The organism is uncultured Arcticibacterium sp. (assembly GCF_964021845.1).
Lineage (GTDB): Bacteria > Bacteroidota > Bacteroidia > Cytophagales > Spirosomataceae > Arcticibacterium.
Window position 1 is genome coordinate 352,489 of the sequence record NZ_CAXHZC010000001.1, and the last position, 17,105, is coordinate 369,593.

At 36.3% G+C, this 17,105-nt stretch carries 20 protein-coding genes; 10 read left to right on the top strand and 10 right to left on the bottom strand.

Annotated features, from left to right (window positions below; all coding sequences use genetic code 11):
• Positions 1 to 296 precede the first annotated feature (296 nt).
• The 4 genes from AADJ06_RS01360 to AADJ06_RS01375 form a co-directional block, all read right to left on the bottom strand.
• Entirely contained in the window at positions 297 to 1,400 is a 1,104-nt protein-coding gene (locus AADJ06_RS01360; protein WP_341224594.1) for a glycosyltransferase family protein, read from the bottom strand.
• Between the two features lies 1 nt (position 1,401).
• A complete protein-coding gene (locus tag AADJ06_RS01365; protein WP_341224595.1) occupies positions 1,402 to 2,253 on the bottom strand; it encodes a UDP-2,3-diacylglucosamine diphosphatase in 852 nt (283 codons plus the stop codon).
• Positions 2,254 to 2,394: 141 nt separating this feature from the next.
• Positions 2,395 to 3,015 (bottom strand): 50S ribosomal protein L25/general stress protein Ctc, encoded by a 621-nt coding sequence (locus tag AADJ06_RS01370; protein ID WP_341224596.1) that lies wholly within the window; start codon positions 3,013 to 3,015, stop codon positions 2,395 to 2,397.
• Positions 3,016 to 3,018: 3 nt separating this feature from the next.
• Positions 3,019 to 3,969 carry a ribose-phosphate pyrophosphokinase gene (locus tag AADJ06_RS01375; RefSeq protein ID WP_341224597.1) on the bottom strand — a complete coding sequence of 317 codons (951 nt, stop codon included), beginning with the start codon at positions 3,967 to 3,969 and terminating at the stop codon, positions 3,019 to 3,021.
• A gap of 136 nt (positions 3,970 to 4,105) precedes the next feature.
• On the opposite strand from AADJ06_RS01375, the gene AADJ06_RS01380 reads away from it, so the two are divergent.
• From AADJ06_RS01380 to AADJ06_RS01395, 4 genes are all read left to right on the top strand, one after another.
• Positions 4,106 to 4,453: a hypothetical protein gene (locus AADJ06_RS01380; protein WP_341224598.1), complete on the top strand. Its 348-nt coding sequence runs from the start codon at positions 4,106 to 4,108 to the stop codon at positions 4,451 to 4,453.
• Between the two features lie 299 nt (positions 4,454 to 4,752).
• Positions 4,753 to 7,230 (top strand): type I DNA topoisomerase, encoded by a 2,478-nt coding sequence (gene topA / locus AADJ06_RS01385; RefSeq protein WP_341224599.1) that lies wholly within the window; start codon positions 4,753 to 4,755, stop codon positions 7,228 to 7,230.
• The gene (locus tag AADJ06_RS01390; protein WP_341224600.1) at positions 7,231 to 7,629 is read left to right on the top strand and encodes an ACT domain-containing protein; all 399 of its coding nucleotides are present in this window, start codon (positions 7,231 to 7,233) and stop codon (positions 7,627 to 7,629) included.
• A gap of 14 nt (positions 7,630 to 7,643) precedes the next feature.
• Positions 7,644 to 8,342: an NAD-dependent deacylase gene (locus AADJ06_RS01395; RefSeq protein ID WP_341224601.1), complete on the top strand. Its 699-nt coding sequence runs from the start codon at positions 7,644 to 7,646 to the stop codon at positions 8,340 to 8,342.
• Between the two features lie 43 nt (positions 8,343 to 8,385).
• On the opposite strand, the gene AADJ06_RS01400 is transcribed toward AADJ06_RS01395, so the two are convergent.
• Entirely contained in the window at positions 8,386 to 8,622 is a 237-nt protein-coding gene (locus AADJ06_RS01400) for a hypothetical protein (RefSeq protein ID WP_111370722.1), read from the bottom strand.
• A 208-nt stretch (positions 8,623 to 8,830) separates the two neighbouring features.
• On the opposite strand from AADJ06_RS01400, the gene AADJ06_RS01405 reads away from it, so the two are divergent.
• Positions 8,831 to 9,535 (top strand): hypothetical protein, encoded by a 705-nt coding sequence (locus AADJ06_RS01405; RefSeq protein WP_341224602.1) that lies wholly within the window; start codon positions 8,831 to 8,833, stop codon positions 9,533 to 9,535.
• 1 nt (position 9,536) lies between these two features.
• Here the strand turns inward: AADJ06_RS01405 and AADJ06_RS01410 are convergent, their stop codons facing one another.
• Complete coding sequence (locus tag AADJ06_RS01410) at positions 9,537 to 10,205, bottom strand: DUF2461 domain-containing protein (RefSeq protein WP_341224603.1); 669 nt, start codon at positions 10,203 to 10,205, stop codon at positions 9,537 to 9,539.
• 52 nt (positions 10,206 to 10,257) lie between these two features.
• Between AADJ06_RS01410 and trpS the strand changes: the two genes are divergently transcribed.
• Genes trpS through AADJ06_RS01425 form a run of 3 tightly spaced genes read left to right on the top strand, consistent with a single transcriptional unit; the run spans position 10,258 to position 12,258 of the window.
• Complete coding sequence (gene trpS / locus AADJ06_RS01415; protein ID WP_341224604.1) at positions 10,258 to 11,235, top strand: tryptophan--tRNA ligase; 978 nt, start codon at positions 10,258 to 10,260, stop codon at positions 11,233 to 11,235.
• A 17-nt stretch (positions 11,236 to 11,252) separates the two neighbouring features.
• Positions 11,253 to 11,855, top strand: coding sequence for a phosphatase PAP2 family protein (locus AADJ06_RS01420; RefSeq protein ID WP_341224605.1), 603 nt, complete (start codon positions 11,253 to 11,255; stop codon positions 11,853 to 11,855).
• Entirely contained in the window at positions 11,830 to 12,258 is a 429-nt protein-coding gene (locus tag AADJ06_RS01425) for a DUF2147 domain-containing protein (protein ID WP_341224606.1), read from the top strand. Before AADJ06_RS01420 ends, AADJ06_RS01425 begins: the two co-directional genes overlap by 26 nt.
• Positions 12,259 to 12,312: 54 nt before the next feature.
• Here AADJ06_RS01425 and AADJ06_RS01430 read toward each other — a convergent pair whose 3' ends face one another.
• The 4 genes from AADJ06_RS01430 to AADJ06_RS01445 all read right to left on the bottom strand — a co-directional run bounded on the left by AADJ06_RS01430 (position 12,313) and on the right by AADJ06_RS01445 (position 15,630).
• Complete coding sequence (locus AADJ06_RS01430; RefSeq protein WP_341224607.1) at positions 12,313 to 12,870, bottom strand: DinB family protein; 558 nt, start codon at positions 12,868 to 12,870, stop codon at positions 12,313 to 12,315.
• A 13-nt stretch (positions 12,871 to 12,883) separates the two neighbouring features.
• Positions 12,884 to 13,345 carry a DinB family protein gene (locus AADJ06_RS01435; protein ID WP_341224608.1) on the bottom strand — a complete coding sequence of 154 codons (462 nt, stop codon included), beginning with the start codon at positions 13,343 to 13,345 and terminating at the stop codon, positions 12,884 to 12,886.
• Positions 13,346 to 13,465: 120 nt separating this feature from the next.
• Positions 13,466 to 14,536: a Gfo/Idh/MocA family oxidoreductase gene (locus AADJ06_RS01440; protein ID WP_341224609.1), complete on the bottom strand. Its 1,071-nt coding sequence runs from the start codon at positions 14,534 to 14,536 to the stop codon at positions 13,466 to 13,468.
• A gap of 110 nt (positions 14,537 to 14,646) precedes the next feature.
• Positions 14,647 to 15,630: a pyruvate dehydrogenase complex E1 component subunit beta gene (locus AADJ06_RS01445; RefSeq protein ID WP_341224610.1), complete on the bottom strand. Its 984-nt coding sequence runs from the start codon at positions 15,628 to 15,630 to the stop codon at positions 14,647 to 14,649.
• A 171-nt stretch (positions 15,631 to 15,801) separates the two neighbouring features.
• On the opposite strand from AADJ06_RS01445, the gene AADJ06_RS01450 reads away from it, so the two are divergent.
• Both AADJ06_RS01450 and AADJ06_RS01455 read left to right on the top strand, forming a co-directional pair.
• A complete protein-coding gene (locus tag AADJ06_RS01450) occupies positions 15,802 to 16,347 on the top strand; it encodes a sigma-70 family RNA polymerase sigma factor (RefSeq protein ID WP_341224611.1) in 546 nt (181 codons plus the stop codon).
• Positions 16,319 to 17,104, top strand: coding sequence for a hypothetical protein (locus tag AADJ06_RS01455; protein WP_341224612.1), 786 nt, complete (start codon positions 16,319 to 16,321; stop codon positions 17,102 to 17,104). Before AADJ06_RS01450 ends, AADJ06_RS01455 begins: the two co-directional genes overlap by 29 nt.
• The last annotated feature ends 1 nt before the right edge of the window (position 17,105 follow it).

A 17,105-nucleotide genomic window follows, 5' to 3' on the forward strand; every position in this document is an offset into this window, starting at 1 on the left:
TTGCAAAACAGCCCGGATTTTCTGGGCTTTTTTGTTTCTTAATATTGCGATAATAAATAGGAAACTTTAGGACTATATATTTGAAATATCTAAAAAAGAGAAAGATGAAAGATATTTTATCAGAGGTACGTAGTTTTATTGAGCAATATTGGCAGAGTGTCTCTATCCTTTTATTCTTAGTTTGGTATTATAGTTTTCCTATGCCGGTATAAAGAATTTCGAAAAGGGAGGGCATTTGGATTGATGTAGCTAGACGTAAATATATGTTGGCAAAAAATAGCAGCAAGCTCGTTTATCTATGCCTGCTTAAGAGGTAATACTTGCTCAAAAGAATCAAGTTCTGCTATCAGTTTTGACCTGCCTTCAGCTAACCAATTTTTAAACGGAATCATCGGGCTTTGAAAAGTGGAGGTGTATGTAAGAAAATTGTCAAGGTTGAAACTCTCTTGGCTTATGCCTGCCCCATAACGAGAAGCGTCAAGAGCATTACAAGCTTGTTCAAAGTGATTTGGTACTGGGACCATCATTACTGGCTTACCGTAATATATTGCCTCGCAAACCGACTCAAAACCAGCCGTGGTGATTAGCCCTTTGGCATTTGCCATTAGTCTTAAGAACTTCTTAGCATCTAGTTTGTGGATGAAAAGGTTTTTTTGATTTTGTGTGACTTCCTGCTCTTGTTCTGTTTTAAGAAAGCAATGAATTTCAATATCTGTATGTTCTTTGTGCCAGTTGGTCAATTGTTCTAATAGTCCAGCATTGGTCATATAGGCCACATAGTAGGCGTGCTGGGAGGTCGGCTCAGAAAGCACCGATTTTCTTATAAGTGGAGGTATGCTTACAATTTTTTTATGGTTTTTATATGGGGAGAATGATAGAGCTAACATCTTTTTGGCTCTCAAGGCAGTCACTTTACTGTTTAAGTTAACCAATATTCTGTCTACCAACCTTTTCTTTGGAAATACAAATTGCTCATGCAGTAAAAGGTACTGATGCCCAACGCATATCATAGGAGGGGCGGACTGCGAAAATCTTAGTTGATAGATGCCTGCTAAGAAATCATAAAAGTTGATGATTAGGTCTGGCTGGTATTTATCCATCCAGCCTTTCATTTTGTTAAGACTTTGGTTGTGTTCTGGGAGTTTCTTCAGATTTTGAATTATAGTGTTTTTTAAGCTTAGTCCTTTGCCCGCTTGGTTATAAATCAGGTTTGGGCTGCTGAAGTAATGGACTTTAGTATTTATTTCTTGCTCAATAATGGAGCTGAAATCATCTTGTTTTATCATCCCCACTAAACAAGCCACTACTTCATGATTAGAACCTTGAAGCTGTTGAAATAGACTAATGGCTTGTGTTAAGTGCCCTCTGCCTTCCCCTTGAACAATGAAAATTATTTTCATTTCATTTCAATTCAAAAATATGACTATATGATTCTTCAAATTCTCTATCTGGCTCTTCCATATCTACATCGAATTCAATTGGCAATTCATCTAAAGAGTCATTGTTTAAGTGTGAAGCGTCATACACTATTTCCCAGTTTCCGCTGTAATCTTCTACCAGTGCAGATTTGTTTTCTATCCAGTCACCAGAGTTCATGTATTTTATATTGTCAATAGTTTTAATAGCTGGCTGGTGAATGTGACCGCAAATGATGCCGTTGCAGCCTTTTGATTTAGCCATTTCTGAGAGTTGCTCCTCAAAGTCAGAGATATAGTTTACTGCCATTTTTATAGAATTTTTTACTTTTTTTGATAATGAATAATAGGGCTTGCCTTTAAAAACACGGTATTGGTTATACTTCTTATTAAACCATAAAAGAGCTGTGTAGCCTAGGTCGCCAATGTGAGCAAGCCATTTAGCTTTTTTAGTAACTAAATCGAAAACGTCACCATGTGTTACGAAGAATTTATTTTCTCCAGAGTTTAGTACTAACTCCTGAACTATCTTAAAGTTGGAACCAACGGAAAACGGTAAGAATTGGTCTAAAAAATCGTCATGATTGCCTCTGACATAATAAACCTGCGTATCGTCTTTCTCTATAGTTTTAAGAACGGCTCTGATAAAGGCAGTGTGCTTTTTCTTCCAAGCACCATATTTTTTTAATTGCCAACCATCAATAATGTCTCCGTTAAGAATCAACCTTTCGCAGGTATAATCGCGGATAAACTTGGTAGCTTCAATAGCCTTACTTCCGGCTGTTCCTAAATGGACATCGGAAATTACTATAGTTCTGTAGTCATATTTCTTTTGCATGACGCAAGTTGTCAAGCAAATGTTAATTGAAGTTTACCGGAAAGCTATGTTTGTGTTAAATGGAAATGCCTTTTGATGAAAATTAGACACAAAAAAACACTGCCCAAAAAGGCAGTGTTTAATTTGAGAACAGAATAAATCTTATTCTGCAGCTGCTTCAGAAGAATCTTCTTCGCCATCCTCTTCGTCATCGTCACCTTCGTCGCCAGCCATTTTAGCTGCTCTAGGAATAACAATACTCGCAACAGGATTTGATAAAGCATCAAGGATAGATAAACCTGGAAGGTCTATTACCTCAACTTTAACTGAATCACCTAATTTTAATGAAGTCACATCTACGTCAACGTACTCAGGAATAGCTGATGCTGGTCCTTGAAGTCTTAGTTTACGAAGTTTGTGCTGCAATTTACCCCCAGCAGACAAACCTGCAGGAGTACCAACCAATCTAATTGGTACAGAAATTTTAATTACTTTGTCAGCAGTGATTTCTAAGAAATCTGCATGAGTTAAAGTGTCATTCACTGGGTGAAATTGTTTATCTTGAAGAATAGCTTGGTATTCTTTTCCTTCGATATTCAATTTTACTTCGTAGGCATCCGGTGTGTAAATTAACGGACGGAATAAATAAGCAGGTGCATAAAAAGAAACTTGCTCTTTGCCGCCATAAAGTACACATGGTACTTGCCCTTCAGCACGAAGCTGATTAGAAGCTGAACGACCAAGATTCGCTCTATTAAACCCTACAATCTCGGTTTTTTTCATTTTTTAAAATGTTATTTGATGTTGGTAATTTATAAAAAGTGTGCTTATGGATCCGTTATCTCTGATTCTTCCAATGGCTTTTGCAAACAGCTCAGCTACAGAAAGAACTTTGATTTTTTCGTTTTCTTGTTTCAAAGGAATTGAATCGGTTACTATCAATTCTTCCAAAACAGAATTTTCAATATTTTGATGTGCTTTATGTGATAAAACAGGGTGTGTACAAATGGCTCTTACAGAAGCGGCTCCTTTATCCATGATAATTTGAGCTGCTTTACACATGGTTCCACCAGTGTCAATCAAGTCATCTACTAAGATTACATTGGCACCTTCTACTTCCCCAATTAATTGCATAGAAGCAATTTCATTAGCTTTTTTACGGTGCTTATCACATATTACTATATCTGCATTAAAGTGAGTCGCAAATTTCCTTACCCTCGCTACTCCTCCTACATCAGGAGATGCAAATATTAGATTATCTAAGTTTCTTGTTTTTAAATAGGGGACAAAAACCGAAGTACCTTCAAGGTGATCAACTGGGATGTCGAAGAAGCCTTGAATTTGACCAGCATGCAGGTCTAGTGTCATAATTCTATCAGCACCAGCTGCCATTAGCATATTTGCTACTAATTTGGCACCTATAGCTACCCTTGGTCTGTCTTTTCTGTCTTGACGAGCGTATCCGAAATAAGGAATAACCGCCACTACATAATGTGCTGAAGCCCTTCTGGCAGCGTCAATCATCAGGAGCAGCTCCATAAGATTATCGGCATTAGGGAAAGTACTTTGCACTAAAAAGACATCGCAACCACGAACAGTTTCGTCGTAAGCAACTGAGATTTCACTGTCAGCAAATCTCTTTATCGAAGTTTTGCCTAATTCTTTACCGTAATAATCGGCTACCATGCTAGCCAAATACTTTGAATTAGTGCCGGAAAATATCTTAACCTCAGCCATTTAGATGTTTTTTTGGAAACGAGGTGCAAAAGTAGAGAAATTATGCTTCAAAACCCACTGCTCACAGTAAGTTTTAGAATGTTTTGTAAAAAATGCTAAAAATTTTATTTTTGTAGGAAATATATACGGTTAGAATATGCAGTTATCGCTGGTTGATGAAATTCCTGAAGTGAATAAGAGTTTTTTCTTAGATGTTTTTGCAGAAGCTGTTTTGGATGCAAATAATGCATCAATGAGACTAGAGACTATTGATGGTCAGCAGGTTCCTTGTGACTTAAAAGTAAGTGTCCCAAGAAAATTCATTTCAAAGTTTCCAGAAGGAACGATTTATAAACTTGATACCCGGTTGATAAGGAAAAACGGAAGAAAGCCTTACTTTATAGCTGTGAACAGGAAAAATGTAAGAAGAGCCATGGAGTTTTTTGAATATAACCTAAAGGTTCAAAACGGTTTTGACTATATACCCCCTACAAAAAAGCGATAATTGAGTTGCCACTTAGAAGTGCAAGAATAGTCTTTTTTTGAGCAAAGCGTCATCTTTCTCCTATTTATAGGAAAGAACTAATACTTTTATTTTCTTCTTCAAATTCACCTGTGGTCTTCCTTTGGTATCTCATACTGTGTTGGCAGTTAGGGTGTTGTGTTTCGTCTCTTCTTTTTTCGTTTATAGCTATGCTGGTTTATATTCAGGGCTATAATGAATTTATTCTTTCTCTTTCTTTATATATGTACTTAATTTGTCCTTAAATCGAGACTGAAGCTAATACAGCAACAAAAAAATATATGTCGAAGAATTTAGTAATTGTAGAGTCCCCAGCGAAAGCAAAAACCATAGAAGGTTATTTAGGAAAAGATTTTGTGGTCAAGTCTAGTTTTGGTCATATAAGAGATCTTCCTAATAAGAAACTTGGGGTAGATGTTGATAATAACTTTGAGCCTACTTATGAGGTTTCAACTGATAAAAAGAAAGTAGTAACAGAGCTGAAAAAGCTTGCAAAAGGTGCTACCGTATGGCTCGCGACTGATGATGACCGCGAAGGAGAGGCAATTTCATGGCACCTTAAAGAGGCTATGGGTTTGGCTGATGATACCAAAAGAATAGTTTTTAGAGAGATTACAAAAAATGCCATCACTAAGGCCATTGAAAGTCCCAGAGGTATTGACATTGACTTAGTTAATGCTCAGCAAGCTAGGCGAGTTCTAGATAGGTTGGTGGGTTTTCAGCTATCTCCAGTACTTTGGAAAAAGATTAGATTAGGAGGGGCTGATAGAAAAAATCTTTCAGCCGGAAGGGTACAGTCTGTTACTGTAAGAATAGTAGTAGAGCGTGAGCGTGAAATAGAATCTCATAATTCTAAATCTTCATTTAAAGTATCGGCTTTATTTAATATTGAGCCAAATAAGATTCTGAAAGCAGAATTAGGCAAAAACTTTGATGCAGAGGAAGATGCCGTTAAGTTTTTGAATGACTGTATAGGTGCAGACTTTAAGATTAATAACCTAGAAGTAAAACCTACCAAAAGAAAACCAGCACCGCCATTTACTACTTCTACTATTCAGCAAGAAGCTTCTAGGAAATTAAGTTTCTCTGTAGCTCAAACCATGCAAGTGGCTCAGCGACTATATGAAAGTGGTAAAATCACATACATGCGTACAGATTCTACCAATCTTTCACAGGATGCGGTAAACAGTGCCACCGGCCAAATAAAGTCGGCTTACGGCGAGGAATTTGTTCAAGTAAGGAAATTTAAAACAAAAAGTGAGTCGGCTCAAGAAGCTCACGAAGCCATTAGACCAACCGATTTTTCGGTAACAGAAGCCGGAGCAGATAGAAACCAGAAAAGACTTTATGACCTTATCTGGAAACGCTCTATTGCTTCGCAAATGAGTGATGCACAGATAGAAAGAACGATTGCTAAAATTGGCGTTTCTACGCGAGACGAAGAATTGACAGCAACAGGAGAAGTTATCAAGTTTGAAGGTTTCCTGAAAGTTTACTTAGAATCTACCGATGATGAAGACGAAGAAAACAAAGACATGCTTCCTCCATTAAATGTAGGTCAAATGTTAGAGCTTCAAACCCTAAAAACAACAGAACGATTTACAAGACCCCCTGCAAGATATACGGAAGCTAGTTTGGTGAAGAAACTAGAAGAATTAGGTATTGGTAGACCATCTACTTACGCTCCTACCATTTCTACCGTTATTAAGAGAAACTATATCGTAAAAGAGGATAGAGCAGGGGAGAAAAGAGACTATAAAGAGTATGTTTTAGAAGGTGGTGAAATAAAAGAAAACCATGGTGCTGAAACTTTTGGGACAGAGAAGTCAAAGCTGTTTCCAACCAATATTGGGCTCATAGTTAATGATTATTTGGTAGCCAACTTTAATGACATTCTTGATTATAAATTTACTGCAAGTGTAGAAGACGAGTTTGATGATGTGGCGGAAGGTAAAATGCCTTGGCAAAACATGATTAGCAGTTTTTATAAGGAGTTTCATGATAAAATAGAAAAGGCGGAAGCTTCTGATGGTTCTGCAGGTTCTAATGCTCATGAGTTAGGAATGTATCCTGATGAAGATGGTAAAAAGGTTTTTGCTAAGCTGGGTAAATTTGGACCTTATCTTCAAATTGGAGAATCTACTGATGAGGATAAACCAGAATTTATTAGTCTTAAAAAGGGAACTATAATAGCGGAATTTACCATGGAGGAGGCTCTAGAGGTAATCAAAGGACCCAAGTTGCCATTAGAATTAGGGATTTTTGAAGACCACGCTTTAGTGGTTAATGAGGGAAGATACGGTCCTTATATTCTTCATAATGGAAAATATTATAACCTTGAAAAAGGAGAAGATCCTTTTAAAGTAACGATGGAAAGGGCTTTGGAATTAATAGAAATTAAAAGAAAAGACCCTGAAAGTGCTTTGCCAAGAGACATGGCTAATTATAAAGATGAGCCTGTTTTAGTAGGGAAAGGAAGGTTTGGTCCTTATATCAAATACAAAGGCAAGTACATTAGTATTAAAGGGGAAGACCCGCTTACTATTGATGATGCTAAAGTGGCAGAATTGATTGAAGCCAAAGGCCAAGCCGACGCAAAAAAAACTATCAAGGTTTTTGAAGAAAATGATAAGGTACAGGTACTTAATGGAAGATATGGACCTTACATTAAAGTAGGTAAAAGGAATATAAAGATTCCTAAGGATAAAAAACCTGAAGAACTTACACTAGAGGAATGTTTAGAATTAGCAAAAGGATAAATGGCTAAAAATAGCATTGAAAGTCTTATAGAAAACATGTCTCCCGAATACAATTCGGGAGATTTTGTTTTTGTATCTGTTCAAAGTTTGAGCGGAATTGACATTGACGATGTATTGGCTCTTTTCAGGGAATCAGAAGGCATTTCTTTGGTTTTAACGAAAGTCAAAGCGGAAGAACTAAATTTGAATTATGATGGCGTATTCTCCTGGATTACGTTAAAGGTATTTTCTGATTTAAATGATGTAGGTTTTACAGCTGCTTTTTCAAATGCCCTTGCAGGTGAAGGTATTAGCTGTAATGTGATTGCTGGCGTAAATCATGACCATATTTTTGTGTTAAAATATGATACAAACGCTGCCATGAAAATTTTATCAAACTTGTCAGAAAAAGGTATCTAAGCTATATTTAGTTTATGAAAAAGAGCTTGGTAGTTTTGACAGGTGCTGGAATCAGTGCGGAGAGTGGTTTGAAAACTTTTAGAGATGGTAATGGCCTATGGGAAAACCATAAGGTAGAAGATGTGGCAACGCCGGAGGCATTTGCAGCAAACCCTGCCTTGGTTTTGAAGTTTTATAATGAAAGAAGAAAAGCTGCTGCTGAAGCCAAGCCGAATATGGCCCACAAAATACTAGCTGAATTAGAAGAATATTTCGATGTGAAAATTGTTACGCAGAATGTAGATGATTTGCATGAGCGTGGTGGTTCATCTAGTGTACTTCATTTGCATGGAGAGCTCTCTAAAGTCAGAAGCGAAGTAAATCCTAATGAAATAATTGATATCGGCTCAAAACCAATAAATTTAGGGGATAAAGGAAAATGTGGCGGGCAATTACGTCCACATATTGTTTGGTTTGGCGAAGCTGTACCTATGATAGAGCCGTCGGTAGAGCTATGTGAGCAAGCAGATATATTTCTGGTGATAGGTACTAGCCTACAGGTGTATCCGGCCGCAGGTTTGATAAGATATGTGCCAAGAAGTTCTCCGAAATTTATAATTGACAAGGTTTTTCCAGAATCCGCCCAAAGGGATAAAAACATTATTTTTCTGGAAGGTTCAGCAAGTGTGGTGCTACCTGACTTAAAGAAAAAGCTCATTGAAGAGTTTATTTAAAAACTTCAATGAGCTTGCTTGTAAGGATTACTATCTTACTTAACTAGGCAGTTTTCTGGCCTTTATATTTGCCATCTAACCATCTTCCGGCTTTAACTTGCCCTACATAAGCGACAATCTTAATTTTTTCGTATTGCTTAATGGCCATTTCTACCTGCATCATGTTTTCTTTACGAAGTTTGATACCTGAATTGGAGCCTTTGTTTTTAACTTCTATATAGTAACCTTCTTTCAGTCCGACTTTTTTGGTAGGCGGCCTACCTTTTTTACTTTGCGACATCTATGATATTTAGCCTGTTATACAATTTGTTCAATTATACAAAAAAAAAACGAGACTAAAAGTTCCTTTCCAAAGAAAATAATACAGAAAATTGGATTTTTTCTAGAATTCACCCTCAAATTTCATTTCTAGCTAGAAAAATATTTCTATTTTAGAGACATATTCTCCTCCTAATTATAGGAAATTCCATTCATGTTAAGTGAAATAGATGAATTTTAATGCAGCACAAATAAGGCTTCTATCCATTTTTGAAAAGTATGATTTTAAAAGTGCTGTAATCTCAAATTTAAGACATTCTGAGAGTGTTGTTGTCGAAAAATGTAGTAACGGAAGTGTAATATCTGTTTCTTTTCCTGGTTATAAGGCGTATCGCAAACCTTTAGGTGATATTGTTTTTGATTATCGAGTTGATATTTTCAAGAATGGGGTATTGACCTCACTTTCTCATGCCAATTTGATAGTTGACATTTATAACAAAATAAAGTTTGGGCGTATGTTTCCATTAGGGATATGCAATGCCTTAATTCAACTTTCTCAAGAAAACAATATTGATTTAAAACAGTTTAAAGCTGATTTACGCTACACTAAAAAGAAACCAAGTGAAGACCTTCTAAATCTAGTTTCTGAGTGGCACGGGGAGAAGAAATTTAATGGGCTGGGTAATTCTTTTGACCTTACTTTAGAGGAACTTTTTTTGTCTATAAAGTGGATTGTGATTCAAGAGGATATAAATTATCCAATCAGCGATGGTTTTCTAGGACGAAAAATGTGTTTTTCGAGGTACTTGGAAACGGTATTTGCCACGCAACAGAGAGATTATAATTTAGAAGATGTAATTAAAAGAACTTTGAGTCACAGCCGGCCTGAACCATGGCCAGAAATGGATTATAGCTTTTTGGATAATATCCAATGAATTAAAAGTCATCAAAAAACAAAGCATTAAGGTAATCCTGATAAGGTTTTAAAAGTTTGCAGCCTTTAATTATGGTTTGGTCAAAGCTTTTTTGACAAACTTCAGTTTCTTTAAATCTCCTCAAGAAAAAGAGTTCCTTATATTTCAGTAGCTCTATATCAGGGTGGTTTAACTCGTATCCTTTAGGCTTAGTTTTTAACCTTTGACCTTCTATCTCATTAAAGAATTTTCTAAATGCTTTATTTTGAATCAAGCTCTTTAAATCTTGAGGATTATAATCTATTTCTTGTCGAAATTTAGCTAGATTTTCTGCGGTAGGGCTCCACATTCCGGCTCCAAGCATACTTTGGTTATGGGCTTGAATTTGGAAATAGAAGTCAATACGTCCGCTACTTTTGCCGCCAGGCCCAAACCCTGCACCAAAATAGTTTTTATAAGGTCTTTTGTCTTTTGAAAACCTGATATCGCGGTTTATTCTTAGAATACACTTTTTGATATCGGTGTTAATAAGGTCTGGTTGAATTAATTTTAAGCCTTCCAATACTTCTGCACTAAAGTCAATGAAATTGCTTTTGCTGTCATTATACCATTTTCTATGGTCTTGAAACCATTCTTTATTGTTGTTTTTCTCTAGTTCTTTTAAAAATTGAAAAGTATTTGGGTCAATCATGCCCTAAATCTCTAATTTTACATTCTCAATTACAAAACAATTTTAAAATAGAATGGCCAGAATTCTGACAGGTATTCAAGCAACAGGTAAACCACATTTGGGTAATATTTTAGGGGCAATAGTTCCTGCGGTTGAACTTTCAAAAGATCCTAAAAATGAGTCTTTTCTTTTTATTGCCGATTTACATAGCTTAACGTCTATCAAAGACCCAGCAGTATTAAAAGAAAATACACAAGCAGTGGCTGCTGCATGGTTGGCTTGTGGTTTTGATACAGAGAAAAATTTCTTTTATCGTCAGTCTAGGTTAGCTAAGTATCACACGGAGTTAATGTGGTATTTAAATTGTCAAACACCTTATCCTATGTTGGCAAATGCTCATTCATTTAAAGATAAATCTGGAAAACTAGCTGATGTAAATGCTGGCCTTTTCACCTATCCGGTTTTACAAGCTGCAGATATTGTGCTTTATCAGGCAAATTTTGTTCCTGTAGGAAAAGACCAAAAACAGCATTTAGAGATGTCAAAGGATATTGCGTCATCGTTTAACAGAACATACGGCGAGGTGTTTACATTACCTGAGCCAAAGATAGACGAGTCCGTAATGACTATTCCAGGTATTGATGGTCAAAAGATGTCTAAGTCTTACAATAATTACATCGATATATTTTTGCCTGAAAAGGCTCTTTATAAGTCAATTAAGAAAATAGTAACTGATGATAAGGGCCTTGAAGAACCGAAAAATCCAGATACTTGTAATGTGTTTACATTATATAAATTACTGGCCTCAGAAGAACAAATAGTAGAGATGCGAGCTAACTATGAGGGAGGGAATTATGGTTATGGTCATGCAAAAAAGGCTCTACTTGATGTGATTATAGCTCGTTTTTCTAAAGAGAGAGAGCAATTTAACTTTTACATGGAAAATGAGGAAGCTCTTGAAGCCAAATTGATAGAAGGGGAGAAGAAAGCCGAAGTAATAGCAAAACAAACAATGCATGAAGTAAGGAAGGCATTGGGTTTTGAGTCTTAAGTTTTAATGAAACCTTTATGGAAACAGTAGTGGACAGTTTAAGAGGATTAGATGAAGCTTTGTTTATCTTTCTCAATGGTATTCATGCTCCATATTTAGATGGTTTTATGGGTATTATAACAGCCCGCAATACTTGGATTCCATTTTACTTACTTTTGATATTTTATATAGCACGAAGCTTTCCTGTTAAGCAGGCTGTCATCTATGTATTTTATTTGATTGCTGCTGTTGGCTTGGCAGATTTTATAACTTCTGGGCTAATGAAACCTTTTTTTGAAAGACCAAGGCCATGTCATAATGAAGCTTTGGCAAGTGTTGTTCATTTGTTGGAGGGGCATTGTGGAGGTAAATTTGGATTTGCTTCGTCGCATGCAGCTAATTCGTTTGCTCTTTTTGGCGGGTTGTTTTTTATTTTCAGAGAGAAGAAACTGTTTATTAAACTCTTATTGGTTTGGGCAATTTTAGTGTCTTATAGTCGTATTTATGTTGGTGTTCATTATCCAGGAGATGTCTTAGTAGGCTCTTTTATTGGATTTTTTATTAGTTTCACACTTTATACTTTTTTAAAAAAGCACTTTAACAACAAGAAACCTTATGAAAAAAACGATTCTAGTATTTAGCCTTTTGGCTATTTCTTTCCTTGCGAATGCTCAAAAAATCACTGACGGAACTTGGTATAATGAAGAAAGAACCAGTCGTGTTCAGTTTTTTATGAATGGAGACAAGTTATTCTGTAAAATAGTTTGGTTAAAAGAACCTAATGAGAACGGAAAACCAAGGGTAGATTTCAGAAATCCAGACCCAGTTTTAGCTAAGAAACCTGTGATGGGATTAGTTTTTATGAAAGATTTTAAAAAAGAGGACGATAACACTTGGGAAGATGGGACAATTTATGACCCGAGAAATGGTAAACTATATTCTTGTACCATTACAGAAGTGAGTACAGAGAAGGTAGAAGTTAGAGGTTATATAGGATTCTCTCTTTTAGGAAGAACCAGCCATTTGACCAGAGCTACCAGATAATCACTTTAAAGTAAACAAAAAAGGCGATGTGAATTTCACATCGCCTTTTTTGTTTTAAAATGCATCGCCTAAGCCATCGTCAAAATACCTGCTGCTGAGCTCATCGCCATCATTATCTACATAGGCTGCCGACATTTTCTTAAGAATATTGATTTGACCTGAATGGTAAATGTCATGATGTATAATTCCATTTATCAATGTGAAGTAATCATACTCAGAGCCTGTGACAATTTCACTTAAAAAATCATCATTAATCTTATCCATTTCCTTGATAAGTTCATCTTGGCTAAGACTTAATTCCATGATGAGAGTTTCTAACTCAAATTCATCTACTTTAGGAGCCGAACCAAAGTTTTTCTTTTCGTTGTCAATCTGATAATCAGAATCTCCTTGAAGTCTTTTAATAGTGAAAATTCTCCAACTGGTGATATGATATATTAATTCTGCTGCTGTATGAACAGTTGGGGTTTTAAAGCTAGCCTCTTCAGGTGTTATGCTTTTTATTGCTTCCAAAACAGAAGGGCCATGCCATGCACCTCCGTGATATCCTGCATTAAGAAGTGTCTTTAGACGTTCTACCAGTTCTCTGTTTTCTTCCTTAGTTTCTGCCATATACATGTTGTTATTATTCCCAGAGTACCCAAATCATGCCAAGGTGATAGGTGTCATGCTGAATCATACCAGTTAAAAGTTTATAAAAATCGTAGTGTTCACCAGGAACTCTTCTGTTTAGTAATTCGTCATTTTGCTCCTCTAAAAGGTCTACCAGTTTTTTTTGAGTATCCTTAAAGAGTTGAATAAGGTTTTGCCAATTTTCCTGAGAAGTCATTTCAGGTTTTCCCCAATTGTCTTCTTCTGTTTCCAAAGTGTAGTGAATGTTATCAGCTAGCTTTTCAATGATAAACATTCTCCAAGCTACCAAATGATAGATCAATTTGGCAATAGTTCTTTTAGAATAGCCACGTTTTTGGTCAACTACTTTTTCTGGAAGGCTGTTAAGCATTTCCAAAACAGAAGGGCCATGCCAAGCGTCTCCTCTAAAAACGGTTTCTAAGTTGTCTATTATCTTCTCTAGTTCTTTACTCATTCATTGCCTTTAAATTGAGGTTATGACAAAATTGAAAAAAAAAACGGACTGTTGGAAATTCTTTTTGAAACTATCTCAGTCGTCTGTTAATTTCTTTTGAAATTTAGATATTTTGTAAGTTTAAATATCCACCATCTCACCAGTCTTAACAGACTTATCACAAGCAAAAGCTACTTTAAGGCTGTTTACGGCATCGTTAATATGCTCTGTAAGGTCTAAGTCTTCTTGAATGGCTTTTAAGAAATATTGCTGTTCACGGTTACAGAGTTCCTGATGGTCAGGTTCATCATCCAAGATAATCCATTCATCCTCTTTTTTGAAATTGTTTTCTTTGTCAATATCCGCATAGTGCACCTTAAGCGACTGTGTTTTACTATGTGAATCAATATCGTCAGACTTTCCTGATGATTCAGCGTCTTTAGCCACAATAGATACACAACCTTTTGGACCAATCACATCTTTAATAAAGAAGGCGGTTTCGCTCATCATAGGTCCCCAGCCCGCCTCATACCAGCCTACAGAGCCATCTTCAAACCTTATTTGTAGTTGTCCATAATTGTAATTCCAATCTGGGACATCATCTGTAAGTCTTGCACCAATAGCCGAAACTTTCACTGGTTTAGACTGCGTCATCAAGCACATGATGTCAATATAATGCACTGCACAGTCCACTATTGGGCTAAGGCTCTTCATAAGGTTTCTGTGTACATCCCACATATAGCCATGGCTTTGTTGGTTGAGATTCATTCGCATTACCAAAGGTTTACCCATGGTTCTGGAAATGTCAACAAATTTTTCCCAGGAAGGATGTACTCTTAAAATATAGCCTACTACGAGCTTTTTGTTTTTCTTTTTAGCCAAAGCCGCTACTCTTTCAGCACCATCTACGGTGTCTGCAAGAGGTTTTTCTATAAATACATGACAGTCGGCTTCCAAAGCTGCTATGGCATAGGCCTCATGCGTGTCTGGATAGGTTGAAATACTTACTGCATCTGGTTTTGTGCTCTCTAAAGCTTCATAGTAATTTGTAAAAAGTGGATAATCAGTGTCTAAACTTTCGTTTAATTTTTTCTTGCTATCTCCTCTTGAAACTATGCCACATATTTCAAATTCAGGCATGTCATGGTAGGCTTTGGCATGAGAAGCTCCCATGTTTCCTGCTCCTACCACTAATATTTTTATTGTACTCATGTGCTGTTTTGCTATTTAATCAATGTATAATTAGCTAGAATTTTGGCAAAATAAAAGCTCGGAGAAATTTTCTCCGAGCTTAAACGTATTATAGCCTTTAACTTTAATATTTAGGCTTTGTACATAACTTCTTTAACTGCAGCTAGTACTCTTGCTTTATTTGGAAGAGTAGCTTCTATAAGCGTAGGAGCATAATTTAAAGGAATATCCATGCTATTCACTCTAATTACTGGTGCATCTAAATAATCAAATGCATTACGCTGTAAGTGGTAAGAAATTTCAGAAGAAATGGCCGCCAATGGAGGTCCTTCTTCTACTACCACGCATCTATTTGTTTTCTTAACAGATTCTACTATCGTAGCATAATCTATAGGCCTTACCGTTCTTAAATCTATGACCTCGGCGTTAATACCTTCTTCCTTTAAAGCTTCTACAGCAGGTAAAACTACATGAGGAATCATTTTTCCAAAAGAGATGATAGTTACATCATCACCTTTTTGTATAATATTCGCCTTACCAATTGGGATTAAATATTCACCTTCAGGTACCTCACCTTTATCACCATACATTTGCTCAGACTCCATAAAAATAACGGGGTCGTTATCTCTGATGGCAGACTTTAAAAGGCCTTTGGCATCGTAAGGGTTTGAAGGTATAACTACTTTAAGACCTGGCGTATTTGCATACCAGTTTTCAAAGTTAGAAGAGTGCTGAGCACCCAATTGACCTGCACTTCCTGTTGGTCCTCTAAAAACTATAGGACAAGAATATTGACCGCCAGACATCGACATGATTTTTGCGGCAGCATTAATAATTTGGTCAATAGCAACCAGAGAGAAGTTAAAAGTCATAAACTCCACTATTGGTCTTAGTCCGTTAATACCTGCACCTACAGCTATACCAGAAAAACCTAATTCGGCTATAGGGGTGTCTAATACTCTATCAGGGCCAAATTCGTCTAGCATTCCTTGGCTAGCTTTATAGGCACCATTATATTCAGCTACTTCCTCACCAAGAAGAAAAACGTCTTCATCTCTACGCATTTCTTCTGACATGGCCTCTTTTATAGCATCTCTGAATTGAATTTCTCTCATCCTTTTGGCTTAATTCGTTTTATTTGACAGCTTCTCGCTTCTATTTGCAGCTGCGAAATTAGCCAAGGAAAGTTAAAAAACGAAGTATATTTTTATGTAATTCTATTTTGGTGGATACAACCTTTTTTTACTTTTAGGCATTATATAGTCAAATAGAATCGAATATTGATTTTGCTCAAAACAATTGAACTTCTAAAGAGTAATAATCCAAAAGCTCAAAAAGAAGTCTTCGAGAAATATAGTGATGTACTGTTTTCGCTTGCGAAACGGTATATGGGCAACGCCATGGCCGCTGAGGATATGGTGGTAAATGCTTTTATGTCTATATTTAAATCGGCGAGTAAGGGCAATTTTGAGAACGCAAGAAGTTTTGAAGCGTGGATGAAAAGAATAGTGGTAAACGAATGTTTATCAGAAATTAGAAGAAACAATTCCTTTCAAATGCTGCCACAAAGTGTGGCTGAAAATCTAGCATTGGAGCCAGATGTATTAAAACAATTAGCTCATGATGATATTTTAGTGTTGGTGGAGAAATTACCACCGGGTTATAGGACTGTGTTTAATATGTATGTAATGGAGGGATACTCTCACAAAGAAATTGCCAAGGATTTGGGGATTTCGGAAGGTACTTCCAAATCACAATTAAGCCACGCCAAAAAAATGTTAAGAAATAAAATTACAAATATCTATGGAAAGGAAACTAGATTCAGATATTGAAGAAATAAGAGATGTGCTTCTTTCTGGGGCGTCTCAGCCCGTATGGAACAAACAAGATGTTTGGGCTAGAATAGAGCAAAAAGAATCTAAGAAAAGGGTTTGGCCTTTCGCTTTGGCGGCTTGTGTTGCTTTGGTTTCTCTTTTTGTTTTTTGGAAAATTACGCCTGAAGAAACGGCTGTGTCTGATGCTGTAACACCAATGGTTCAAAGTGAGGGGGAAAAGGCGGTAGCTTCAAATAAGGTAGTGACTATTAATCAAGCAGTTGCTTCTAATCAGGTGTTAGCTTCAAATATAGAAATAGCACCTAAAACGAAGATAGTTAGTGTTAAACCACAAATAGTGAGCAGTTTTAAAACGCAAGGTTCAGCTTTGAATGAAAGTATAAATGAAATTCAAGTGAAAGATGTTTCAAGGAATTTAAATGCGTTGTCTCCAATAGAAATATCTCGTATAGAAACAGAAGTTTCATTTAATGATATTGATTTAAAACCTGTAGCAGCAGCTAACCTAATGTTAGCGGGAAATGTTGATATTTTAGAAAAGAAAGAAGCATTAGAAGGGAAAAAAATCACATTGATTATTCCTGAAGAAGATAAAGAAGGGGTAAGGTCAAATGTAAAAGTGGTACGTTTTATCCAAAGGGTAGGAGAGTATAACCGAACTGGAGACTGGGAGCCTGAAAAGAAGAATAAAATAGGAGAGCTTTGGGTTAAATTTTTAGAGTCAACCAAAACCAACGAGAAGTCTAAACTTTAAG